The sequence below is a fragment of the Streptomyces sp. NPDC048275 genome (assembly GCF_040652275.1).
In the GTDB taxonomy this organism is placed as follows: domain Bacteria; phylum Actinomycetota; class Actinomycetes; order Streptomycetales; family Streptomycetaceae; genus Streptomyces.
This window is the reverse complement of the sequence record NZ_JBEZLR010000037.1, coordinates 1-24,517: the sequence shown is the minus strand read 5'-3', so window position 1 is coordinate 24,517 and position 24,517 is coordinate 1. Positions and strand designations below refer to the sequence as shown.

At 71.2% G+C, this 24,517-nt stretch carries 16 protein-coding genes and 2 pseudogenes; 4 read left to right on the top strand and 14 right to left on the bottom strand.

What is annotated here, in order from left to right; all coding sequences use genetic code 11:
* Positions 1-101: 101 nt before the first annotated feature.
* On the top strand, positions 102-2,081 hold the full coding sequence (locus tag AB0D57_RS22350) for an N-acetylmuramoyl-L-alanine amidase (RefSeq protein WP_362075531.1): 1,980 nt from the start codon (positions 102-104) through the stop codon (positions 2,079-2,081).
* 195 nt (positions 2,082-2,276) lie between these two features.
* Positions 2,277-3,294, top strand: a pseudogene (locus AB0D57_RS22345) (LLM class flavin-dependent oxidoreductase).
* Positions 3,295-3,307: 13 nt separating this feature from the next.
* Here AB0D57_RS22345 and AB0D57_RS22340 read toward each other — a convergent pair.
* The 8 genes from AB0D57_RS22340 to AB0D57_RS22305 all read right to left on the bottom strand — a co-directional run bounded on the left by AB0D57_RS22340 (position 3,308) and on the right by AB0D57_RS22305 (position 11,899).
* The gene (locus AB0D57_RS22340) at positions 3,308-3,805 is read right to left on the bottom strand and encodes a hypothetical protein (protein WP_362075528.1); all 498 of its coding nucleotides are present in this window, start codon (positions 3,803-3,805) and stop codon (positions 3,308-3,310) included.
* A gap of 61 nt (positions 3,806-3,866) precedes the next feature.
* A complete protein-coding gene (locus tag AB0D57_RS22335; RefSeq protein ID WP_362075525.1) occupies positions 3,867-6,758 on the bottom strand; it encodes an AAA family ATPase in 2,892 nt (963 codons plus the stop codon).
* A gap of 69 nt (positions 6,759-6,827) precedes the next feature.
* A complete protein-coding gene (locus AB0D57_RS22330; RefSeq protein ID WP_362075522.1) occupies positions 6,828-7,493 on the bottom strand; it encodes an ABATE domain-containing protein in 666 nt (221 codons plus the stop codon).
* Positions 7,494-7,588: 95 nt separating this feature from the next.
* Positions 7,589-7,831, bottom strand: coding sequence for a DUF397 domain-containing protein (locus AB0D57_RS22325; RefSeq protein ID WP_351122882.1), 243 nt, complete (start codon positions 7,829-7,831; stop codon positions 7,589-7,591).
* A gap of 83 nt (positions 7,832-7,914) precedes the next feature.
* On the bottom strand, positions 7,915-9,081 hold the full coding sequence (locus AB0D57_RS22320; protein ID WP_362075518.1) for a thiolase domain-containing protein: 1,167 nt from the start codon (positions 9,079-9,081) through the stop codon (positions 7,915-7,917).
* On the bottom strand, positions 9,078-10,133 hold the full coding sequence (locus AB0D57_RS22315) for a thiolase domain-containing protein (RefSeq protein WP_362075515.1): 1,056 nt from the start codon (positions 10,131-10,133) through the stop codon (positions 9,078-9,080). The genes AB0D57_RS22320 and AB0D57_RS22315 overlap by 4 nt, the downstream gene beginning before the upstream one ends.
* Positions 10,134-11,075, bottom strand: coding sequence for an OB-fold domain-containing protein (locus AB0D57_RS22310; RefSeq protein ID WP_362075512.1), 942 nt, complete (start codon positions 11,073-11,075; stop codon positions 10,134-10,136).
* A 23-nt stretch (positions 11,076-11,098) separates the two neighbouring features.
* On the bottom strand, positions 11,099-11,899 hold the full coding sequence (locus tag AB0D57_RS22305) for a crotonase/enoyl-CoA hydratase family protein (protein WP_362075509.1): 801 nt from the start codon (positions 11,897-11,899) through the stop codon (positions 11,099-11,101).
* A 227-nt stretch (positions 11,900-12,126) separates the two neighbouring features.
* Here AB0D57_RS22305 and AB0D57_RS22300 point away from each other — a divergent pair, with 227 nt between their 5' ends.
* Positions 12,127-13,749 (top strand): acyl-CoA synthetase, encoded by a 1,623-nt coding sequence (locus AB0D57_RS22300; protein ID WP_362075506.1) that lies wholly within the window; start codon positions 12,127-12,129, stop codon positions 13,747-13,749.
* Between the two features lie 34 nt (positions 13,750-13,783).
* Here the strand turns inward: AB0D57_RS22300 and AB0D57_RS22295 are convergent, their stop codons facing one another.
* The 5 genes from AB0D57_RS22295 to AB0D57_RS22275 all read right to left on the bottom strand — a co-directional run bounded on the left by AB0D57_RS22295 (position 13,784) and on the right by AB0D57_RS22275 (position 22,248).
* Positions 13,784-16,678 (bottom strand): TIR-like protein FxsC, encoded by a 2,895-nt coding sequence (locus tag AB0D57_RS22295; protein WP_362075503.1) that lies wholly within the window; start codon positions 16,676-16,678, stop codon positions 13,784-13,786.
* A complete protein-coding gene (locus AB0D57_RS22290) occupies positions 16,671-17,618 on the bottom strand; it encodes an ATPase (protein WP_362075500.1) in 948 nt (315 codons plus the stop codon). The genes AB0D57_RS22295 and AB0D57_RS22290 overlap by 8 nt, the downstream gene beginning before the upstream one ends.
* Positions 17,615-19,693 (bottom strand): hypothetical protein, encoded by a 2,079-nt coding sequence (locus AB0D57_RS22285; protein ID WP_362075497.1) that lies wholly within the window; start codon positions 19,691-19,693, stop codon positions 17,615-17,617. Before AB0D57_RS22285 ends, AB0D57_RS22290 begins: the two co-directional genes overlap by 4 nt.
* Positions 19,690-20,643, bottom strand: coding sequence for an alpha/beta hydrolase (locus AB0D57_RS22280; RefSeq protein ID WP_362075494.1), 954 nt, complete (start codon positions 20,641-20,643; stop codon positions 19,690-19,692). Before AB0D57_RS22280 ends, AB0D57_RS22285 begins: the two co-directional genes overlap by 4 nt.
* A 105-nt stretch (positions 20,644-20,748) precedes the next feature.
* Positions 20,749-22,248, bottom strand: coding sequence for an acyl-CoA synthetase (locus AB0D57_RS22275; protein WP_362075491.1), 1,500 nt, complete (start codon positions 22,246-22,248; stop codon positions 20,749-20,751).
* Positions 22,249-22,433: 185 nt separating this feature from the next.
* On the opposite strand from AB0D57_RS22275, the pseudogene AB0D57_RS22270 reads away from it, so the two are divergent.
* Positions 22,434-23,948: pseudogene (locus AB0D57_RS22270) on the top strand (penicillin acylase family protein); the annotation flags it as partial.
* 111 nt (positions 23,949-24,059) lie between these two features.
* On the opposite strand, the gene AB0D57_RS22265 reads toward AB0D57_RS22270, so the two are convergent.
* Entirely contained in the window at positions 24,060-24,293 is a 234-nt protein-coding gene (locus AB0D57_RS22265) for a hypothetical protein (RefSeq protein WP_362075488.1), read from the bottom strand.
* Positions 24,294-24,517: the final 224 nt, after the last annotated feature.

Sequence of the window (24,517 nt, the reverse complement as noted above, 5' to 3'; positions counted from 1 at the left end):
TGCCTCTGGGCATGATTGACGGATCGTCGGAGAGCCGATACCACTGACCCACGTCCGGCTCCCGCACGCCCCACCGCGCTCGATCGTCCCAGGAGGCTGCATTGCGAGGATCCTTCACCGACCCCCGGGCCACCGCCGGGCACAGACGCGCACGCAAGGCAGCGGGCGCCGTCGCCTCGGCGGCACTGTTGCTGCCACTGCTCGGCGCGGCACCGTCGGGCAGCGGCGCGCAGGCCTCCTCCGCCCAGTTGCAGCGGGCCTTCACCGGCGCGGCCGCCGAGTACCACGTCCCGCTGAGCGTCCTCCTCGGCGTCTCCTATCTGCAGTCCCGCTGGGACGCGCACGCCGGCGCGCCGAGCGTCAGCGGCGGCTACGGCCCCATGCACCTCACCGACGCGCGCACCGCGATCGCCGAGGCACCGCACCACAGCGAGGGCCTGGAGGACGCCCGCGGCGACAGTTCGCGTCCGGCCCTGCTCCCCGACACGAAGGTGCCGGAGACTTCCCAACTCCCCGCCCGGCTCAAGACGTTGCCGAAGGCGGCCGTGCTCACCGGCCTTCCGGCCGAGCGGCTGCGTACGGACGCGGCCGCGAACATCGCGGGCGGCGCCGCGCTCCTCGCCGCCGCGCAGCAGGACCTCGGCGAGCCGCTGAGCGACGACGCGGCCGACTGGTACGGGGCGGTGGCGCAGTTCTCGGGCGCGGACGACAGCGCGACCGCGGCGACGTACGCCGATGACGTCTACGAGGTGATCCGCGACGGCGCCGAGCGCACCACGGACGCCGGTCAGCAGGTCGCGCTCACCGCCCAGCCCGGGATCGGCCCGGACAGGGCACAGCTGGGGCGGGCGAGGCTGCGTACGGTCTCCGCCAAGGGCACGGAGTGCCCGACCACCGTGGCCTGCGAGTGGATCCCCGCGCCGTACGAGGAGTTCGGCGACGGCGACTACGGAAACCACGACCTCGGCGACCGGCCCGCCACGCAGAGCATCAAGTACATCGTCATCCATGACACGGAGGGCAAATGGGACGGTGTTCTGAACATGGTCCAGGACCCGACCTATGTGTCGTGGAACTACACCCTGCGCTCGACCGACGGTCACATCGCCCAGCATGTGAAGGCGAAGGACGTGGCCTGGCACGCGGGCAACTGGTACGTCAACGCCAAGTCGATCGGGCTGGAGCACGAGGGTTTCCTCGCCTCGCCGGACGCCTGGTACACGGAGGCGATGTACCGGGCTTCGGCTCGACTGGTGAAGTACCTGTCCAAGAAGTACGGCGTTCCGCTGGACCGGCAGCACATCCTCGGGCACGACACCGTGCCCGGCCCGACGACGTCGACCATCCCCGGCATGCACACGGACCCGGGCCCGTACTGGGACTGGCAGCACTACTTCACCCTGCTGGACCAGCCCTTCAAGCCCACAGGGAAGGCGGCCGACGGACTGGTCACCGTGCTGCCGAACTTCACGGACAACCGGCCTGAGTACACCGGCTGCGTCACCGACGGCGAGCCTTGTGCGGTCCACGGTTCCAGCGCGGTGCGCCTCCACAGCCTGCCGAAGGCGAGTTCGCCCCTGATCAAGGACATCGGGCTACGGCCGGAGGGGGACGACTCGACGATCGATGTGAACGACATCGGTTCGCGGGTCTCCACCGGCCAGCAGTACGCGGTCGCCGGAAGTGACGGCGACTGGACGGCGATCTGGTACCTGGGTCAGAAGGCGTGGTTCAAGAACCCGAAGAAGCAGCCGACCGCGGTGAGCGCGTCCGGGCTGGTCGTCACGCCCAGGGCCGGTCTCACGAAGATCCCCGTGTACGGGCGTGCCTACCCGGAGAAGGAGGCGTACCCGACGGGCGTACCGGTCCAGTCGGTCTCGCCCCTGCCGTACAAGCTGCTCGCAGGCCAGAAGTACGCTGCCGGTGACAAGGTGCCGGGCGAGTACTACTACGCGCCGACCTTCGACACGGCCCCGCACAAGGTCGTGATCGGCACGGACATGTACTACGAGATCCAGTTCGGCCACCGGGTGGCGTTCGTGCGGGCGGCGGACGTGACGGCGAAGCGCTCGGGCGCATAGCTCGCCGAGGCCGGGTCCGCGGAAAGCGGACCCGGCCCCGCCGCGACGTTCGGCGGGCGGAACCGGTGGATCCCTTGTCACCAGTGGTGTGCGGCGGAATGCCTCGTCAGGGCTGCGGTGTTGATCGGATGACGACCGCCACACCTATATAGCACTGGCGTTCGACAGAAAACGTCTGAACGATGGAGGAGCCCCGTGCCACTGCCTTCGACACCCTTGCGGAAGCTGGGCTTCCTGACCATCGGGCTGTTCGACGAGTCCGATCCGCGCCGGGGTCACGAGTCGACGCTCGAGATCATCGAACTGGGTGAGCGGCTGGGCTTCGACAGTGCGTGGGTGCGGCACCGGCATCTGCAGTACGGCATTTCCTCCCCCGTCGCCGTCCTGGCCGCGGCCTCGGCGCACCAGCCGCATCGAACTGGGTACGGCGGTCATTCCGGTGGGGTGGGAGAACCCGCTCCGGCTGGCCGAGGACCTGGCGACGGTCGACATCCTGTCCGGGGGCCGTCTCAATCCGGGGGTCAGTGTCGGCCCGCCGATGCACTACGACCAGGTCAAGCACGCGCTCTACCCCGACACCGCCGACATCGAGGACTTCGGCTACGCCCGGGTGGAGCGACTGTTGGACTTCGTGCGCGGCAAACCGGCCACCGACTTCAGCGGCGTCGAGGGCTTCGAGGTGTTCGCCGACCGGGTCCAGCCGCACGCCGCCGGTCTGGGCCGCCGTATGTGGTACGGCGGCGGCAGTCTGCGGTCGGCGCGGTGGGCGGGCGAGCACGGAATGAACCTGCTGACCAGCAGCGTCGTCAAGGCGGAGGAGTCGGAGGACTTCGCCGAGGTCCAGCTGTCGCACATCCGGACCTTCCGCGCCCACCACCCCGACGGCGACCGCGCCCGCGTCTCCCAGGGACTCGTCGTCATCCCCACCGACAGCGCCTCGCCGAAGCAGCGCGAGAAGTACGAGGAGTACGCCCGCAAGCGCACGCCCCGTACCGCCGCTCCGCAGGGTCCGGCGCGCATGATGTTCGCGCCCGATCTCGTCGGTACCTCGGAGCAGATCGCCGAACGGCTCTACGCCCATGCCGCGTTCCGGGAGGTCGACGAGGTCGCGTTCGCGCTGCCGTTCACCTTCGACCACGACGACTACGTGCAGATCCTCACCGACATCGCCACCAAGCTCGGACCGGCGCTCGGCCGGCGGCCCGCGGCCTGAGCCCGGCGGTGACTCAGCCCTGCTGGAAGAGCTCCGGGGGCAGCGGCTTGAGCAGGGCGTACAGGTCGTCGGTGATGGGGCGGTCCCAGGCGGCGATGGTCACCAGCACCTTGTCGCTGCGGTCGAACTGCACGCACGAGATGCGGGTCTCGGAGAGCTTCAGGCGGCGCACGATCAAAAGGTTGTCACCCTGCATCACCGGCATGTCCTCGATCCCGGTGACGGTGACCTCCTCCTCGTTCTCCAGCGCGAGCAGCAGCTGGGCCACCTCGAAGGGGACCTCTCCCTCGGCGACCTCACGGGCCGGCGAGCCCTCCGGCAGATTGCCGATGATCATCGCGGGGCCACGGCCGCCGAACAGGTCGTACCGCAGGAAGACACCTTGGCAGCTGCCGTCGGGAGCGGGCAGCAGACCCGCGCCGAGATTGCCCGGCCAGTCGCCCGGATCCATGGCCAGAACGTCGAAGTCGGGACCGGCGGGCGTGGCGCTGCGGCGACGGAGGAAGGACATGCCGCAATGGTACGTGCCCGGCCGCGAACCGAGCCCTGGGGGCGCCACCCCTTGCGAGGGGCTACGGAGACGGCTGTTCGCCCAGCGCCGCCGCCAGCCCCGTACGGTCCGTGCCCACCTTCCGGTAGACCGCTGACAGCAGACGGACGACGGTCTGCTCGTCGATGTGCAGTTCCGCGGCGACCTGGCCGGTGCCGCGGCCCCGGGCGGTGAGTGCGGCGGCCGTGCGTTCGCGGGCGGTGAGGGTGTCGGTCTCCGTGCTGTGCAGGCGGCGTGGGCGCAGGCCGGCGGCTGCCAGCTCGTCACGGGCCGCTTCGACGAGCCCGTCTGCCCCGCACAGCACGGCCGCGTCCAGCCCCCGGTAGAGCTGCTCGGCCGCTTCCTTGGCGCGGCCCGAGCGGCGCAGTTCGGTGCCCAGGGCGACCAGGGCGCAGGCCAGTTCGTAGGCGGCGGGGGAGCGCTCCAGGTGGCCGACGGACTCTTCGAGCAGCTTGACGCGGGTGGCGCCCGAGGAGACCTCGGCGGCGGCCCGTAGCGCCTGTCCGACGGCTGAGGGGGCACCGAACTGGCGGGCGCGGTTCACCGCTTCGAGTGCCGTGGCGACCGCGCGTTCCGGTGCGTCGTGGCTCTCGGCACGGGCAAGGTGCAGCTGCCAGGGGCACCAGGACGGGTTGCGCATGCCGCGCGGGTCGAGGCGGCGCCCGGCCGCCGCCAGCTCGGTGGCGGCGTCCTTGGTGAGGCCGCGGGCGAGCAGCAGTTCGCCGTGCACGGTCTGGGCGTCGGGGAAGGTCACGGCGGCCGGGAACGGCGCCCCGAACCCGTAGTCCTCGGCGATCTGCGCGGCCTCGGTGATCCGGCCGCGGGCGAGCAGGATCTGGATGAGGGTGCCGACGGCGTACCAGTGGACGGGGGTGCCTGGCCCGACCCGCTCGGCGAGCCGGAGGCCCGCGCGGACGAAGTCCTCGGCCTCGGCGAGCCGGCCGCGGCGGTAGCGGACGTACCCGAGGATGGTGTACCCGAAGGAGAGGTGGGCGCCGTGCCAGCCCTGGGCCTCGAAGTCGGCGATTCCGGCCGCGAAGAGTTCCTCGGTACGCCCCGGGCGGTCGGCGTACATGAAGGTGAGGGCGACCAGGACGGGCACCTCGAAGCCGCGGTCGGCCTCGGCCCAGCCGAGGCCGCCGGCGAGGGCGCGTTCGGCGTGGTGGAGGGCGATGTGGGCGGGTTCCCCGCGCAGGGTCGCGTCCCAGGCGCGCAGGCCGATGACGTAGCGCTCGGTGAGGTCGCGGCCGGTGAGCCGGTCGGCGAGGCGGGTCAGGCGGCGGGACCGGGCGGGCGAGTCGGGCTCGTCGGCGCGGAAGGCGTCCCACATGAACTGTTCGGACTGCATGCGCAGCCGCACCCGGGCGTCGCCGGTCACGCGGATCTCGCGGGCGAGTGTCTCCGAGGCCTCGGCGAGCCGGTCGCTGTGGGCAAGGACCTGGGAGAGGCGGTAGACGATGTGGTGGCGCAGCTCGGGGGCGGCGATGGGTTCGTCGAGGGCGGCGCGGAGGTGGTTGACGGTGGTCGCCGGTTCGGTGAGCAGGGAGGCACAGCCCAGCTCGTAAAGGACCGCGGCCCGTTGTTCGAAGGGCGGCGGTTCACGCAGGGCGCGGGCGAGGTAGCTGCGGGCGGCGTCGGGGGCACCGGCCCGCTGGGTCTCGCGGGCGGCGGCGCGCAGTTGCTGGACGACCCAGGTGTCGCTGTCGGGGTGGGTCTCCATGAGGTGGCGGGCGGCGGCGGAGGGGCCGAGCCCTTCGTCGATGACGCACCAGGCTGCCTGGCCGTGCAGTGCCACCCGGACTCCGCCGGGGATGGCGCGGTAGACGGCGGTGGCGATGAGCGGGTGGACGAATTCCAGGGTGTCGGCGCCGGTGAGGATACGGGCGCCACGCAAGGCGTCGGCCGCGTCGGCGGCCTCCTCGGACCCGAGGCCCGCGACGGCGGCGGCCAGGGTCGGCTGGATCTCCGTGCCGAGCACGGCGCACGCCCAGGCGAAGCGGACGGTCGAGGTGCCGAGGCGTTCGAGGCGGGCGATCAGGCCACTGCCCTTGACGGCGGCGGCCAGGTCACGCAGCAGGTGCGCTCCGGCTTCGGTCGGGATCAGTCCGCGGTCGCGCACCTTCGCGGTCAGCTCGACCGCCTCGAACGGGTTGCCCGCGGTGACCGCCCAGCACTCGCGACAGAACGCGTCGTCGGCCTGGGTGCCGAGATCCTCGCGCACGAGTCGGGCGACGGCGACGGCGCTGAGCGGTTCGAGGTCGAGGGGACGCTGCCCCGCGCGTCCGGGCAGTCCCCTGAACGACTCGGCGTGGTCGGGGAGTTCATCGGGCCGGTAGGCGACGACGAGCAGCAGCGGCAGTTCCTCGGCGCGCGGCGCGAACGCGGCGAGCCAGCTCAGCGACTCGGGGTCGGCCCAGTGCGCGTCGTCGAGGACGAGCACCATCGGGGCGCGCTGCACGGCGAGGTGGGTGAGGACCCAGTCGAGGCCGTCGCGCAGGCCCTGTTGGTCGGGCGGGGCGCCTTCCGGGGCCGCGCACAGGCCGAGTGCGGGGCCGACGATCGCGTACCAACTCCCCAGTGAGGCGCGGAGTTCGGCCTCCGGGACGCCGACGAGTTGGGGCTGCAGGAGCTGGCGGGCGACGTGGAAGGAGACGCGCTGCTCCTGCTCGCCGCCGCGCGCGGACAGTACGGCGCAGCCCTGGGCGGCGGCGCGACGTCGTACCTCGCCGAGAAGCGTCGTCTTGCCGATTCCGGCGCGTCCGGCGAAGGCGAGGAGCGCTCCGCGGGGCCGCCGGGGCGCTTCGGTGCCGTCCCGGCGTAAACCGGTGAGTTCGCTCAACGCCTCTTCGACTGCGGCGAGTTCACTCTCCCGTTCGAAAAGTGTCCTTCTGCTCCGTGCGCCGCGCTGCCCCATACTCCACCCCCTGGCCACGGTGGTGCGGCCCGCGCGGGGAGCGGGCGCGTACCGTGACCTCCAGGAACCTCAGCGTACGCCCGTGGCACCGACCGGGGAGCCGTTCCGGCCTGAACCTTTCACCGTGCCCGAGGCCTCCGCGGACTTCTTGTGCCGCTCGTGGTGGCGGGCGACCCTGGCCCGGTTTCCGCACGAGGGTGTGCACCATTCCTGCCGCGGGTGTTCCTTGATGAAGTAGCGCACACAGCGCGGCGCGTGGCAGGCGCGCAGCCGCTCCCGGTCGGGGCTCGCGAGGAAGGCGACTGCGGCGCGGGCGAGTGCCCCGGTGAGCTCGCGCCCGCCGCGCACCGGCTGCTGCCGTACGACGGGATCGGCGCCCTCGGTCCAGGCGAGGAAGGGGACGGTCGGGGCGAGGGCGGCGGCGGCGTTGAGCCGCTCCACGGCCTGCGGTACGGGCAGCAGCCGGGCGGCGTCGGCCGGGCTCGGCTCGTCGGGGCGTACGGCGCGGGCGAACAGGGCCCGGACGGCGGCGCGCAGGTCGCGGACGGCGGCGAGGGTCGCCGCGTCGGCGACAAAGCCGTCGGCCCCCGGCAGCAGGTCACCGTGTCCCTGGACCCAGGCGGTGAGCCCGCCGGGTGCGGTGAGGTCGTCGGCCACCCCGCCGTTTCCGTCATGCCGGACGGTGAGTGCGAGGTCCAGGGCGAGCCGGGTGTCCGCGCTGATCGAGTCCTCCATGGCGTTAATGATAGGGGGACTCGCATCCATTAGCCGGCGGGGCCGGCCCCAGGTCGGGCGCCGGCCCCGGACTCACTTCCGTCACAGGCATCACCTCAGGTGAGGTCGAACTCTCCTTCGCGCGCCCCCGACACGAAGGCGCCCCACTCGGCGGGGGTGAAGATCAAGGAAGGGCTCTGGGGGCTGCCACTGTTGCGCATCGCGATGAAGCCCTCGACAAAAGCGATCTGGACGTCTCCGCGCCCTCGGCTGCTGGACTGCCATTCGGCATTGCTGAGGTCCAGCTCCGGCTTGTCCCAGCCCGCGAGCGGGTGCTGCTCGATGGTGCTCTCGGCCACGTCCGTGCTCCTCCCGGTTCGTCGTCCGCCGCCAGCCTAGCGATCGGTTCCGGCGGCGGACAGGCCACGTGAGGGGGACGGTTTCAGGAGGTGGGCGGCGCGGCCCCGACCAGCCACATCGAGAAGAACTGGGATCCGCCCCCATAGGCGTGTCCCAGCACCCTGCGGGCCCCGTCGACCTGGTGCTCTCCGGCCTGTCCGCGCACCTGAAGCGCCGCTTCCGCGAAACGGATCATGCCGGAGGCGCCGATCGGATTGGTGGAGAGCACCCCGCCCGACATGTTGACGGGCAGGTCACCGTCCAGCTCGGTCACGCCGGACTCGGTGAGCTTCCAGCCCTCTCCCTCGTCGGCGAAGCCGAGGTTCTCCAGCCACATGGGCTCGTACCAGGAGAAGGGCACATACATTTCCACGGCGTCGATGTCGCGGCGCGGGTCCGCGATGCCCGCCTGTCGGTACACATCGGCCGCGCAGTCCCTGCCCGCCCGCGGCGACACACAGTCCTTGCCCGCGAAGAGGGTCGGCTCGCTGCGCATCGCGCCGCCGTGCAGCCAGGCGGGCGGTCGCGGCGAGCGGGCCGCGCCCGCGCGGCCGGTGAGGATCATGGCGCAGGCGCCGTCCGAGGACGGGCAGGTCTCCGAGTAGCGGATCGGGTCCCACAGCATGGGCGAGGCCTGGACCTTCGCCAGCGTGATGTCGTGCTCGTGGAGATGCGCGTAGGGGTTCTTGAGGGCGTTGCGCCGGTCCTTGTAGGCGACCAGCGAGCCGACCGTGTCGGGCGCGCCGGTGCGCCGCATGTACGCGCGGACGTGCGGCGCGAAGAAGCCGCCCGCCCCCGCGAGCAGCGGCTGCTGGAAGGGGATCGGCAGCGACAGGCCCCACATGGCGTTCGACTCGGACTGCTTCTCGTAGGCCAGGGTCAGAACGGTGCCGTGGACGCGGCCGGCGACGAGGTTCGTGGCGACGAGCGCGGTCGATCCGCCGACGGAGCCTGCCGTGTGCACCCGCAGCATAGGCTTGCCGACGGCGCCGAGCGCGTCGGCGAGGTACAGCTCCGGCATCATGACGCCCTCGAAGAAGTCGGGCGCCTTGCCGATGACGACGGCGTCGATGTCGGCCCACGTCAACTCGGCGTCCGCCAGGGCCCGCATCGCCGCCTCGCGCACGAGTCCGGCGATGGACACGTCCCGTCGGGCCGCCACGTGCTTGGTCTGGCCGACGCCTACGACGGCCACGGGCTCCTTGCTCATCGGGAATCCCCTTCGAGTACGGCGACCAGGTTCTGTTGGAGGCAGGGCCCCGACGTGGCGTGGGCGAGCGCCCGGTCGGACTCGCCTCTGTGGATTGCGGCGGCAGCCTCGCCGATGCGGATGAGTCCGGCGGCCATGACCGGGTTGGCGGCGAGCGCTCCCCCGGAGGGGTTGACGCGCACCCCGTCGTCGAGCCGCAGCGCCTTGCGCAGGACCACCTCCTGCGAGGTGAAGGGCGCATGCAACTCTGCGGTGTCGACGGGCCGTTCGAAGGCTCCGGCTTTTTCGGCGGCGAGGCGGGTCGACGGCGAGTCGGTCAGGTCGCGTACGCCGAGGCCGTGTGCCTCGATGCGGTGGTCGAGCCCCCGTATCCACGCGGGCCGTTCGCACAGTTCCCGGGCCCGCTCCCCCGCCGCGAGGATCACGGCGGCGGCACCGTCGCCGATGGGCGGGCAGTCGCCGGTCCGCAGCGGGCGTACGACGTAGTCGCCGTGCGCCACCGAACCCCTCAGTTGGGCATGAGGGTTGGTGACGGCAAAGGCGCGACTGCGGGACGCCACGCCGGCGAGGGCGGGCTCGTCGGTCTCCCCCGCGTCGATGAGCGCCTGCGCCTGAAGTGCGGCGATCGCGACCGAGTCCGGCCACAGGGGCGCCACGTAGTACGGGTCGAGCTGCCGGGTCAGCACGTCCCGCACGGAGCCGGGCGACGACTTCCCGTACGCGTACACGAGTGCGGTGTCGGCGTCGCCGGTCAGCAGCTTCGTCCACGCCTCGTACAGCGCCCACGCCCCGTCCATCTCGACGTGCGACTCGGAGATCGGCGGCCAGGCGCCCACCCCGTCGAGCGCCATGGTGAAGGAGAAGGCGCGGCCCGCGAGATAGTCCGTCGAGCCGGAACAGGTGAATCCGATGTCGCCGGTCTTCAGGCCGGTCCGGTCCAGGACGTCATGCAGCACCGGCATGAGCATCTCCACCTCGGAGAGCTCGTCGGTGGTGCGCAGATGGTCGGTCTGCGCGAAGGCCACGACGGCGACATCCCTGATGGGCAGCATCTACAACAGCTCCTTGTACGTCTCGTAGTCCGCGTCCGGTTCGCCGGTCGGCCGGTAGTGGTCCGGGTAGCGACCACCGTCCGTCCATACCGGCTCCACCCGCAGACCCATCCGCACCTGGTCGTAGGGGATGCCGCCGATCCGGCCGTGCAGTGCGAGGTCGGCCCCGTCGAGGGCGATGTGCGCGTAGACGTACGGCACTTCGATGTCGAGGTTCTTCGCCTTGATGTTGACGATGCAGTACGTCGTCACCGTGCCGCGTGGCCCCACTTCCACCTGTTCCGATGTGGCGACACCGCAGGTGGGGCAGGCGCCTCTGGGCGGGACGTACACCTTGCGGCAGGACGGGCAGCGTTCGCCGACGGTCCGCCGGCCGGAGAGGGCGTTGATGTAGCCGGACTGGGCGCGGCCGGGCGAGTAGACGTAGTCGAGGCGGGCGGGGGCGACGATGCCGGTCACCATGTCCACGAACCGGCCGTCGTGACCGGCCGTTTCGAGTGGGTCCCCCTCGTACGGTTCAAAGCAGGCGATGTCCGTGATCGCGCCGACGCGCTGCTCGGCCCAGCGGACGCGGACCCGCATGCCCGTGCGTACGGCGTCGGGTCCGGGGATGTCGAGGGCGTGCAGCAGGGCGGTGTCGGCACCGTCGAGCTTCACCAGGACCCAGGCGAAGGGCGTGTCGAGGGGCTGGCCACGGCGCGGTTGGTGGTTCCAGGCCCAGGTGGTGACGGTGCCGGTGGGGGCGACCTCGACGAGGTCGCGGATGTCCTCGGCGGTGACGGGGTCGTACTCGACGGGTGGGACCAGGGTGCGGCCGTCCCTCGTCCGCACCCCGAGGACCACGCGTTCACGCAGGCCGGTGAGGAAGGCGCTCTGGACGGGGCCGAGCGAGCGGGTGAAGGGGAACTCGAGGACGAGGGGGGCTTTGAGGACTTCGGGCACGGGGGGCTCCTCGTGGGGACGGCTCAGGCGCGCCGGTAGACGGGCGGGCGCTTCTCGGCGAAGGCTCGGGAGCCCTCCTTGGCGTCGGCGGTGTCGAAGATCGGCCAGCCGCGCCCCAGTTCGGCGGCGAGACCGTCGGTCTCGGTCATCTCGGCGGTCTCGTACACGGACGCCTTGACCGCCTCGACGGCCAGCGGACCGCAGGCATTGATCCGCTCGGCGATCGCGAGGGCCTCGTCGAGTGCCGTCCCGTCGGGCACGACATGTCCGATCAGGCCGATGGCGGCGGCCTCCGATGCCGGGTACGGGCGTCCGGTGAGCAGCATTTCGAGCGCGTGCGTGCGCGGGATCTGGCGCTGGAGACGGACCGTGGAGCCGCCGATCGGGAACAGCCCGCGCTTCACCTCGAAGAGCCCGAAGGTCGCCGACTCACCGGCGACGCGGATGTCGGTGCCCTGAAGGATCTCGGTGCCCCCGGCGACGCAGTGCCCCTCGACGGCGGCGATGACCGGCTTGCGGGGGCGGTGGTGGCGGAGCATGGCCTTCCAGTGCAGGTCGGGGTCGGCGGTCAGCCGCTCCCGGTACTGCTGGCCCTCCATCCCCCGTCCGGCCAGTGCCTTGAGGTCCATCCCGGCGCAGAAGACACCTCCCGCGCCGGTGAGCACGATCGAGCGGATCGCGTCGTCCTCGTCGGCCTCGATCCAGCCGTCGTACAGACCGACCAGCATCGGCAGTGAGAGCGCGTTCTTGGCCTCGGGCCTGTTGAGCGTGAGCACCAGTGTCGCGCCTGCGCGCTGCACGGTGAGGTGTTCGGTCCCACCCATCGCCGTCCTCCCGTCTTGGACCGTCTTGGAGCGTCTTGGACCGTCCCGGACGGTCCCGGACCGTCTCGGATGCGAGAACAGGTTGCAGGAGGCGAGGGGCCAGTACAAGAGTTTTCTGACAGACAGTCAGATTTTCTCCGCGCGGACCCTTCACAGTTGTGGCCGGCTTTGCTCTGATGACCGTCGGGCCGATGGGCCGCCACGCACGTTCGACGTCAGGAGGAGCGGTGGAGTACAACCTTGCCGACCTGTTCGAGTCGGTCGTCGACGTGGTCCCTGACCGCGAGGCGCTCGTCTACATCGACCACCCCGGCACGGGCGCGGAGCGGCGCCTGACGTACGCGCAGCTGGACTCGGCGGCGAACCGCATCGCCCATCACCTGGTCGACAGCGGCATCCGCCCCGGTGAACACCTGGGGCTGCATCTCTACAACGGTGTCGAGTATCTGCAGACCGTGCTGGGCTGCCTCAAGGCGCGGATCGTGCCGGTCAACGTCAACTACCGCTATGTAGAAGAGGAGTTGGTCTACCTCTACCGGGACGCGGATCTGGTGGCCCTCGTCTTCGACGCGGAGTTCACGGACCGGGTGGCGGCGGCACTGCCCCGGGCCTCGGCCCTGCGGCATCTGATACGGGTGGGGACTCCTGGATCCGGCTCCGCGTCGCCGCCCGCCGTGGTGGACTTCGCCGCTGCCGAGGCCGCCGGTTCCCCCGCGCGAGGCTTTCCGGCACGCTCGGCGGACGACCAGTTCATCATCTACACCGGCGGCACCACCGGGATGCCCAAGGGCGTGATGTGGCGGCAGGAGGACCTGTTCTTCTCCGGGTTGGGCGGCGGCGCTCCGACGGGCGAACCGGTCAAGAAGCCGGAGGAGCTCGCCGAGCGGGTGGCGGCAGCCGGCGAGGGCATCACCTTCTTCCCCACGCCCCCGCTGATGCACGGCACCTCGACGCTGACGGCGTTCATCGGGTTCAACTTCGGCCAACGGGTCGTGATCCACCGCAAGTTCGTGGCCGAGGAGGTGCTGCGGACGATCGCGAAGGAGAAGGTCACCAGCATGTCGCTGGTCGGCGACGCGATGCTGCGGCCGCTGATCGACGCGCTCAGCGGCCCCATGAAGGGCACGGACTGCTCCTCGATGTTCAGCGTGTCCTCGTCCGGCGCGATCATGTCGGAGACGGTGCGCGAGCAGTTCCAGGCGCTGGTCCCGGGCGTGATGCTGCTCAACAACTTCGGTTCGTCGGAGTCCGGCTTCAACGGCACGGCGACCACCGACTCGGGCCCGGACCGGGGTTTCAGGATCCGCGTCAACTCCCGTACGCAGGTGGTGGATCCAGCCACGTACGAGCCAGTCGCCGTCGGCGAGCCGGGACGGGTGGCACAGCGCGGCCATGTGCCCCTCGGCTACTACAACGACCCCGGGAAAACCGCCGAGACCTTCTTCCAGAAGGACGGCGAGCGGTGGGTACTGCTCGGCGACATGGCCACCGTCGACGAGGACGGCATCGTCACCGTCCTCGGCCGCGGCTCCCAGTGCATCAACACCGGCGGCGAGAAGGTCTATCCGGAAGAGGTCGAGCAGGCCCTCAAATCCCATCCGGACGTGTACGACGCCCTGGTCGCCGGGGTGCCGGACGCGAAGTGGGGCCATCACGTGGCGGCGGTCGTCCAGCTTCGCGCGGGTGCGGACCGGCCGTCCCTCCAGGACATCCAGGCTCACTGCCGAAGCCACCTCGCCGGCTACAAGATCCCCCGCCGGCTGGTCATCACAGACACCATCCAGCGGTCTCCGAGTGGCAAGGCGGACTACCGGTGGGCACGGTCGGTGGCGGTGGAGGCCGCTCGCTGACCCACCGTGCGGATCAGCCCCGCGGCGCCCGCCGTCAGGTTCCTTCCCCGCGGTCGGATCCGCCTTCTGGGTACGTCGGGTGGGCGGGGTCCAGGAGGCGGGGAGTGGGAGTGGGCTCAGCAGGCGGCGGATACGCGTCGGCGTACCTGAAGTACTGCCGGGTCGCGTGGGCGACGACGGCCGGGAGTACGTCGATGAAGGCCTTCAGCCTGGGTACGCCGTTGACGGCCATCCGGAAGTCGGTGCGTCGGCCCCGTTCCAGAATCAGCGGCAGGGTCCGCTCCATCTCCTCCGCGACATGCCGGCCCGCCGCGCCCTGGCACTGACTGTCGGCGCCGCTCCACGGGACGATCGCACTGACCCAGGGTCGGGCATGCGCGTCGAACACCTTGAGCCTGCGGCGCAGCTCCTGGTCGGTGAGGGCCCAGCGGTCGATCAGCAGGATCCGGGGGGCCACTTCCCCGCCCTTCCTCTCGCCCTCCTGTTCCTGCTCGAGCGAGTCGACCTCTTCCTCGTTGAACGAGGACACGGTCACCCGGTAGTCCAGGGACCGGATCAGTTCCTCGGCCAAGGAGACCAGTGGGCGCGGCGACTCCGACGGGTAGGGGTTCCAGTCCCGGGCATCGGCACCGTACGGCCGCGCGTCGCGGTGTTCGGGGATGCCGTCCCGGGTGGGGGCCACCACGGTCAGATGGATGCGCCGGGGGCCCTCGCCGCGTGGTGCGAAGGCGCTGGGCGTGGTCTCGTACGAGGCGGGGCGACCGGGTGGCAGCGGTGATTCGTGGACCACCCGCACGATACGCCGCGCCAGTCCCAGCACGGTCTCCTCGTACTCGTCCCGCCACCGGTTGAGTTTGATCAGCCCGTAGATTCCGTCGGCCTCGTACCGGTCACCCAGGTTCTCCACTCCCATACGTATGTTCCTTACGGAGTGAGGGAGTTGGTCGTGGTCGACGGGCGTCCACAGGGCGGGGACGATCGCGGGCGCGGCATCGGAACGGGTCGCCCGCGCCTGCACCATGCGCTCGGCGAACGCGTACCACTCCCGCCCGCAGCTCTCGCTCGTGAAGTACCGCGGCGACAGGAGCGGCACGAACACCTGGCAGGACGCGAGATTCTCACTGAGCTGCTGGGGCCAGCCGAACCCCGGCCGCATCTCCCGGTCCATGAACCCCGCGGAGACACCCGCCGGAACATCCGTGAGCGTCATGACGTGGTCGCACAGATCCCGGAAGAACACCCGCACCCAATGGTCGGGATCCCCACTGGCCAGATCCCAACCAGGGGTGTGCGCGTAACTCAGGAAGAAATAGGGGCGGCCGTCCGACGTCGGTTCCCGTTCCGGTGGAGACGGCAGGGCGGGCACCACTACGGCAGCGGGCTTTTGCCGGTCCGCACCGGCGCGTACGGATTCCTCGGTCAGCAGGCCCATCATCTCCAGCGTCCTTCGCGACGCTTGCCCGAACGACCGTATTTCGGCAGGAAGTTCGACCGGACTGTCCGGGTCGTGCGCCACCGCGGGAAGCTGTCCGCCCCAGTTCGCCTGGGCCGACACGGAGCGGCTCAGCGCCCTGCCGATGCGCCACACCTCGTGTTCCGCGAGATCCTCGCGCAGGTGTCGCTGCACGGCCTCCGGCAGGCTCAGTTCGACCGTGCCGCCGGTATCCGTGGCGAGCGAGAAGAGTCCACTGGTGAGCAGTTCGGCGACATCGGCCACCGTCGACTCGGGTACCAGCTCCTGACGGATGAGATGCAGCAGACGCATGCTCAGCCGGTCGAAGGCGGAGCACAGGACGGCCAACCGCGCGGCCGGAGGCGACGCCGTGTTCAGGAAACCCTTCGCGGTCACGGACTGGGAGCCCCGTTCGGCCCGCCCCTCGGGCCGCCCTCGCTGCGGGACGAGAACGGCGCCGCACCCGTGGGGAGCCGTCCGCATCAAGGTGCTCGACCAGCGGTTCAGGGAATTCGGGGACATCGACAGTACGGGGATGGGCAGCCAGTCGTTCCCCTCACCGCTGTCGCTCTCGAGCGGGAGCAGCGGCGGTGGATCGAAGTCCAGCCGGGAGTTCGCCGAACCCGGCACGCCGTTCGAGACCCGGACCGTCGGCAGATCGAGCCCCGTTCTCCGCCACAGCTTCAACGGCAGCGGGTTGAGCAGCGCGACCGGCGTCGACAGCGCCCAGTCCCGCAGCTGCCGCCACACCGCCGCGTCTCGCCAGGCCGGGGCCGCACAGTCGGACACGGCCACCACCAGCCGCCGGCCGTCGGGGGACCTGAGCTGTCCCGGGCTCATCAACCGGCCCTGCCCGTCACGGAGTTCCAGGCCCTCGTCCCCGAATCCGAGGCCACGCACCTGAAGCGTCCGGAAAGCGCCGAGCCGGTCCAGGATGGCCGTCAAGTCGGCGATCGTCTCCCGCCACACCCGCATCGCCGGAGAGCGATCCACCACCAGGACGAGGTCGAACCACCGCTCGGGTGCGGGGGTGAACACCGGGAGGAGCTCGCCGCTGCGGGCGTAGTCGTCCACCGTCGCGTCCACGTCGAGGGCCGATCTGCGGCCCTGCCGCCAAGGCCGCTTCCACGGCCGCAGGGCCCGGGTCACTTCCAGAGCCAGCGGCAGGCCGGAGGCCCGTGCCGCCGCGACCGGGTCGCCCCGCACCCGGGAGCTCGCCCCGTCCAGGCGTTCGTGCAGCGTGCGTCCCGCGCCGACGGGTGGTGGGGCGACACCCTCGGGCTCGGGCGCGGTCGCCGCCTCAGCGGGTTGGTGCGGCGACGGCGCGGCGAACACGTCGTCCGCGTCCGCCTCCACGCGCGACGCGAGCCAGAGCACGTCGGCCAGCGCCGTGGCGTCGAATTCCGGCGCCGCCGCACTCAGCGCCGCCACCGCCCGCGCGAGCGAGTCCGGCCCCGCTCCGCCCTCCTCAGGCACGGGACAGCTCGCGCAGGACCAGGTCCAGGACTTCCTGCCGGTCCGCACCGGCGAGGGTGCCGCCCCCGGTCAACAGGTGTGCCGCGTTCAGCAGTTGATCGACCGCCAGGCTCTCGCCCGCCGCCAGGCGCTCGACGAACGTCTGGATCAGTGGGTCGATCGCCCTGGACCGCCGCGTCCCCCCGTCGATCTTCAGATGCGCCTCCACCACCTTGCGAAGTTCCTCGACCGACGGCTTCGGCATGGTGAAGCGGATGCAGCGGCGCAGGAAGGCCGCCGGGAAATCGCGTTCTCCATTGCTCGTCATCACGATGAAGGGAAAGCTCGTGCACCGCACGAACCCGTTCTCGACAGGGCTGTGCGCGGGAGCGCTCGCGTCCCCGCCCCATTCGCGCACCGTCACGACATCCCGTGCGTAGCGAGCGAGTTCGGGGATCTCGAACTCGCCGCGCTCCAGTACGTCGAGGAGGTCGCTCGGCAGGTCCAGATCGCTCTTGTCGATCTCGTCGATCAGCAGGGCACGGGGATGCTCGACGGGCAGCAGCGCCGTTCCCAGTGGCCCCAGCTGCAGGAAGGGTGCGATGTCGTCGCCGCCGTCGGGACCGGCGAGCCGCTGCGCGTGGATACGGCCCAGGGCGTCGTAGCGGTACAGCGCCTCCTTGAGCGTGCTCCGTGAGGTGATGTGCCAGCGCAGTACGTCGCCGAGCTTCAGCTCCTGGGCGACCTGTTCGATCACCGTGGACTTGCCGGAGCCCGCGGCGCCGGTCACCAGCAGCGGCCGGCGCAGTACCAGCGCGGCGTTGACGGCCTTGACCAAGCCCGGCGGCGGCTGGAACTCCCGGTGCAGGGCCGGCCGGGGAAAGCTCCGCCACGGTGGTGGATCACCGAGGTCGACGTCGCGTGGCGTGCCGTCCCCCACATAGAAGTTCTGCCAGGTCATGCGATGTTCTCCCCCTCGGTGGTGAACTGTTCGAACCAGTCGCAGAAGTCGAGCCAGTCGGTGTCGTGCCAGACCGTCCGCCACCCGGCCAGATGCTCGCGGCCGTCGGGATCGGTCCACTTCTTCCGACCCCAGCTGCGGCGGTAGGCCTCGCTGAATTCCGCGGGGAGCAGATGCCAGAACCGGTCGAGGCTGCCTCGGAACTTGTCCGGCACACAGCCGTCGACACCGGGCCAGAGCACGATCGGGGCGTACGCCAGCAGCACCTCCATCACCTGCTCGAACCGCTGCGGCCGGTGCTCCAGCGCCACCGCTCGGGCATACGCGCCGTTGCCGAGCCGTCTTCTCAGCTCCTGAGTCTGCTCGGTCTCCTGCGCCCCGAGCCAGTCGACGGGCGCGCGGCTGGTGCCGCTCGTGTTCATTCCGGCCAGCTTCTCCCTGGCGCGTTCATTGATCCACCACAGGTGGTCCGGCGGGCACAGCCGCTCGCTCCAGCGCAGTACGACGTCGTACGCGACACCCAGCCGTTCCCCGAAGTCCGTCTCCTCGGGCCGCCAGCGCAGCAGCAGCGGGGCGGAGGCGGCGATCTCGACCCTGCGCAGGCGTACCCCGATCTCCCTGGCCCGCGAGGTCGCCCACTTCAGGACACCGGCCAGCCGCTGTTCGACGCCCGCCTGGTCCGGCGCGCAGTCGAACTCCTTGTGCGCGTACATCTCGCCGCGGTCCAGCAGCCACACCCCGAGCGTCTCGGGCCATTCGTCGGCGACGGCCGCGTGCAGGCTGACGACCAGGCGAAGCCGTGTCCCCGCACCGCGTCGTCGGATGGTCGCGAAGGCGTCGGCGAGTTCGACGTCGGCACCCACCGCGTGTGCCCATGCCGTCAACTCCGTACGCTGCTCGGGAAGTTGGTCCTCCACGGCAAGCGCGGCGACAAAGGTCGCCAACGGAGCGGTGCGGGTCCCCTCGACGAGCGGAACACGCAGTCGCAGGTATTCCACCGCGTCCCGCAGCAGTTCACTCCCCTGGGTGTCCGGCAGCCGCGCCGCGGCGGGGCCCGCGGCCGACCACAGGGCCCGCCGCAGCCGCTCGGAGGTCAGGCGACTCCCCGGCCAGCCGGTGAGCAGATCGACGGTGCGCAGACCGTCCCGGGCACCGTCGACGACGCCCAGCGCCCAAGCCAGCTCGACGGCGCTGCCGGCCGAGGGCTGCCGCAGTTCGTCGCGCAGCCGCTCCAGGGTCTCGGCACCGGTGATGGGCTGCGCCAGCAGGGCGGAGCATCCCAGGGGGGCCAGCGCCTGTTCGAGTTCCTCGGTCGCCACCGGCCCCAGCGCCGATCCGGACCGCAGATGGTGGCTCGCGTTGCGGGCGAGCCAGGGGCGCTCGCCGGCCGGGGCGCCGTCGTACTCCACCAGGCGTGCGTCCTGCCCGGGGGCCGCGTCCCGTACGGCGTCGAGCACCACGTCGGCGCGCAGGTGTTCCCCCGCGCCGCCGATACCGCCCGCGAGGACCTGCGCGACGCCCCGGGAGAAGGCGAGCCGGTGGGCCGTCTGCGCGGCGCCGACCGACATGAGCATGGACAGGCGGGCCGCGCCCTGGCGCACTCCGCCGTCCAGCGACTTGAGGTCCGGTATCGCGCCGCCGGCGTGGCAGGTGTCGACAAGGGCGAACACACCGGGAAGCCCCGGTGTCTCCAGGACCTGCGTCAGCAGTTCCCCGACGTTCACCGCGGAGGCGATCTCATCCGCGCGGGAGTCCCCCGCCATCAGGTAGAGCGTGGAGTTCTGGCCGGGGGTGATGCCGTGCCCGATGAGCGCCAGGACGAGCATGGCCTGCGCCCGTCCCGCCCGTTCGGCCGCGCCCCGGACCGCCGCTTCGATCCCCGCCTGACCGACGGACCGGCCGCACAGCAGTGAGGATTCGCCGCCAGGGCTTGGCGCGCACGCTCCCCGCCACTGGTCCGTGAGCAGCCCGTGCAGGGATCCCGCCACCTCCTCCAGTCCGTCGAGCGGTCCCAGTACCGGGCACTGTGGCGCGACGACGAGCACATGGCGGCGGGGAGTCGGTCTCCTCGTCATGACCGCGCGGCCGTCTCGATCGCCTCGACGACCGGCCCGGCGACAGCGGACTGGGCCAGGTACGTGGCGGCCGGGTGCACCCACACGCCGTCCGAGTCCACGCGCCGGGTGACGGGCAGTACGGAGCGGTCGTTGGGGCGTACGACCCGCTCCAGCCTCGGCCGTGCGGCGATGAGGTCGTCCCGGTCCCAGAAGTTGAGCCAGCGCTCGACCGGGCCGGGGACCTGGAGCGGCTGGGGGCGGATCCGGGGTCGTACGGCTGCGCTCATCCCGATCGGGGAACCGAGGGTGACCAGAAGCGGTACGCGTCCTCGATACCCGTGCAGCGTCTCCAGCGAGACGACGGTGCCCAGGGAGTGCGCGACAACGAGGGTGGGGCCGGAGGCGTCGAGGTTCTGCTCGACGCGGCGACGGATCCGGGCGTCGAGGGTGAGCCCCTCCTCGTCCCGCTCTCCACGACGCAGATAGCGGGCCACCTGGCGTAGGTGACCGACCATCAGACCGGCGCTGGCCCAGCCGCCGAACGTCCGCAGCCCGGGCAGCGACAGCAGGGTGTTGGCGGCGGTGAGGACCTGTCGGGCAACGGCTCCCGGGCCCTGCGCGCCGCCCTCGGGCGCGAGTTGGGCCCGGGCGCGGCGCAGCGCTCGTGCCTCGTCGTCCGCGGCGGGCTCCGCCAGCCGCTCGTCGAGGGCCTCGAGGAGCAACTCGCCGACGAGCTCCGCCTCGTCCTCCACGTCGGATGCGGCACCTTGCGCCTGCGGCACCCCGAACAGGTCTCCGTAGTAGGCGAATCGCGCGTCCGCCGCCCACCCCCGCAGCAGATCGAGGACCCGGCGCGAATGCCCCGCGGCGCGGGCGCCGTCGGCCAACGCGCGCAGCCACGCGTCGAGTTCGGCGACCGGGTCCCGCGGGCCGCCGATGCCGTGCACGAACACCAGCCGAGGCTTCATGCTTCCCCCCGAAAGCCCCCGCCCGGGTCCTCCGGGCGATTCCTCCAGGTTAGCAACCACCCCGCGGAGATACCCTTCTCCGTTCGGAACACCTACCCCGGGCGGTCAGGCGTCACGGAACCGGTCCCGCAGCTCCCGCTTGAGGATCTTCCCGCTCGCGTTGCGTGGCAGCTCGTCCACGAAGAGCACCCGCTTGGGCGCCTTGAAGTGGGCGAGTTTCTCGCGTGCGTGCGCGTGGAGTTCGGCCTCCGTGACCTCACCGCGCGCGACCACGACCGCCGTGACCGCCTCGATCCACCGCTCGTCGGGAAGCCCGATCACGGCCACCTCGGCGACCCCTTCATGCGTGTACAGCGCGTCCTCCACCTGGCGTGAAGCGACCAGTACACCACCGGAGTTGATGACGTCCTTCACGCGGTCGACGACGGTGAAGAACCCGTCGGCGTCGCACACGGCGAGGTCGCCGGAGTGGAACCATCCGTCGCGGAAGGCCTCCTCCGTCTCCTCCGGCTTGTCCCAGTAGCCCTCGCACAGCTGCGGTGAGCGGTAGACGATCTCGCCCCGCTCTCCGTCGGGCACGTCCGCACCGGACTCATCGACGACCTTGGCCTCGACGAAGAGCACCGGCCGCCCGCACGAGTCCATCCGCCCCTTGTGCTCGTAGGGCCCGAGGACCATGGACAGCGGGCCGATCTCGCTCTGCCCGAAACAGTTGTAGAACGCCAGCTTCGGCAGCCGTTCCCGCAGTCGTTCGAGCACCGGCACCGGCATGATCGACGCCCCGTAGTACGCCTTGCGCAGCCCGCTGAGGTCGCGGGTCGCGAAGTCGGGACGGTTCGACAGGCCGATCCACACGGTGGGCGGAGCGAACAGGCTGTCCGCACGGCCCGCCTCGACCAGGTCGAGGATCTGCTCGCCATCGGGCGCGTCGAGGATGACGTTCACGGCGCCGACCGCGAGGTACGGCAGCAGGAAGACATGCATCTGCGCCGAGTGGTAGAGCGGCAGCGAGTGCACGGGCAGGTCGCCCGCCTGCAGATCGAGAGCGGTGATCGCGCTCAGATACTCGTGCACCAGCGCGCGGTGCGTCATCATCGCGCCCTTGGGCAGCGCGGTGGTGCCCGACGTGTACAGCAACTGCGCCAGGTCCTCGCCGCGCGGCTCGGGGCCGTCGTACGCGGAGGTCGTGGCGAGGCGCGCCAGCAGCGAGTCGTCGGTGTCGCGCAGTGCGAGCACCCGTGTTCCCTCGGGCAGGTTCACGGTGAGGTCCACATCGGCCAGGACGAGTCCGCAGCCCGCCTGGTCGACGATGTACGCCAGGTCGTCACCGGTCAGGTTCTGGTTGACCGGCACGTGCACCAGCCCGGCGCGGGCGCACGCGAGGAAGCCGATCAGGTAGGCGTCCGAGTTGTGGCCGTAGGCGCCGACGCGGTCGCCGGCCGCCAGTCCCGAGGAGCGCAGCAGCTGGGCCGCGCGGGAGACGGCGTCGTCGAGTGCGGCGTAGGTCCACGTCCGGTCGCGGTAGTGGACCGCGACGCGCTCCGGGGTCCGCCGGGCGCTGCGCCGCAGTACCCCGTCGACCGTGACGCTTCGTCCCGCCGTCATGACCTGCTCCTTCGTCCGCCTGCTCTGGCGTGATCCTCGTTGCGGCCCGCGAGCGAGGTCAAGCATCCCGCACCCTTGGCGCGAAAAGGATCAACCCCACCGTGGGACGTACTGACACCCGGTCAAACGTCTGTGACTGTTGTTACGCTCAACCGCCCCTTCCCTCAATGACGTTGGGAGGCACGATGCGCACCCGCCTCAGACGGCTCGTCGTCATGGCCGTCGCTCTGCTCACCGCCTCGGCCGCGTTGCCCGCGGCCGCCGCGGACGGCCAGGACCGCCGGGACCGTCCGTCCCACGGCAATCTGTCCGCCGTGATCCGCTACACCGAGTACGGCATTCCGCACATCGTCGCGAAGGACTACGCGAACCTCGGCTTCGGCACCGGCTGGGCGCAGGCCGCCGACCAGGTGTGCACCCTCGCCGACGGCTTCGCGACCGTACGCGGCGATCGCTCCCGCTACTTCGGCCCCGACGCGGCGCCGGACGGTTCGCTCTCGTCGGCGACCAGGAACCTCTCCAGCGACCTGTACTTCCGTGGTGTGCGGGAGGCGGGCACGATGGAGAAGCTGCTCGCCGAGCCCACGCCGCGAGGTCCGAGCCGCGAGGTCAAGGACCTGATGCGTGGGTGGACCGCCGGCTACAACGCCTGGCTGGCCCAGAACCGGATCACCGACCCGGCCTGCAAGGGCGCCGCCTGGGTGCGGCCGGTGACCGAAGTGGACGTGGCCGCGCGCAACTTCGCGCTGGCCGTGCTCGGCGGCCAGGGCCGCGGGGTCGACGGCATCGCGGCCGCACAGCCGCCGACGACGGCGTCCGCGAGCGTTCTCGACCCGAAGAGCACCGTCCGCGCCGCGCAGGATCTCTTCGACACCGCCGACATGGGATCCAACGCGGTCGCCTTCAGCGGTGCCACGACAGCGAACGGGCGCGGCCTGCTGCTCGGCAATCCGCACTATCCCTGGCAGGGCGGGCGGCGTTTCTGGCAGTCGCAGCAGACGATCCCCGGCGAGCTGAACGTCTCGGGGGGCTCGCTGCTGGGCTCGGCGACGATATCCATCGGGCACAACGCGCGGGTGGCGTGGAGCCACACCGTCGCGACGGGCATCACGCTCAACCTCCACCAGCTGACGCTGGATCCGGCCGACGCGACGACATATCTCGTGGACGGCAAGCCGGAACGGATGGTGAAGCGGACCGTCACCGTCGAGGTGAAGGGCGGTACGCCGGTGACGCGCACCCAGTGGTGGACCCGGTACGGCCCGGTCGTCACCTCGCTCGGCGCGCAACTGCCACTTCCCTGGTCATCGACCACGGCGTACGCGCTCAACGACCCCAACTCCCTGAATCTGCGCGCCTCCGACACCGGGCTCGGCTTCAGCAAGGCCCGCAGTACGGCCGACGTCCTGACGACCCTGAAGCGCACGCAGGGGCTGCCCTGGGTGAACACGATCGCCGCCGACTCGGGCGGGCACTCGCTGTTCACGCAGTCCCAGGTCCTTCCGCGCATCACCGACGAGTTGGCGCAGCGCTGCTCGACGGCGCTCGGCAAGGTCACCTATCCGTCGTCAGGTGTCGCGATCCTCGACGGCTCGCGCGGCGACTGCGCGCTGGGCAGCGACCCCGACGCCGTACAGCCGGGGATCTTCGGGCCCGCGAAGATGCCGGTGCTCGAGGACGCGCCGTACGCGGAGAACTCCAAGACCATGATCAAGGCGTGATTGATGTGCGTCGCTGACCTGCCAGGAGAGACCCCGCTCCACCAGGGGCTTGCGGTCCTCCGCACATCTCCCCCCTGGGTGGCAGGCACGTCACGGCCCCGGCAGCAATCCCCCCTGGTACCGGAACCGGGGCATGTCCGGTCTAGGCCGCGACCCTCTCCACGAGAACCGCGGCCGCTCTTCCATCGAGTCCCAGCCATCGCCCGTGAGGTCGTCCGGCGCGCGGTCCTGGAACTGGTGCTCCACCACGGCCGCGCCATTCCCGCTCACGGTGTCCAGCGCGACCGCGGCCGTCACGATGACGTCCGCGAGCTCCTTCGACACGCCCCCCGCGTGAGGCACCCTTCCGCGGGATGGCGCCGAGCGCGCCGTGAAGGGCCTCCGCGACCTCGCCCAGCTCCCGACTGGTCTTGAGCACGCGCACCGGCTCCGCCGCACGCCAGCAGATGCTCGCCCTCCTGGGCCAACTGGAGGCCGCCTGCACCGCCACCGACGACCTCGCCAAGGCGGTGGCGGAGACTTTCCCCCAGCACCCGGACGCTGACGTG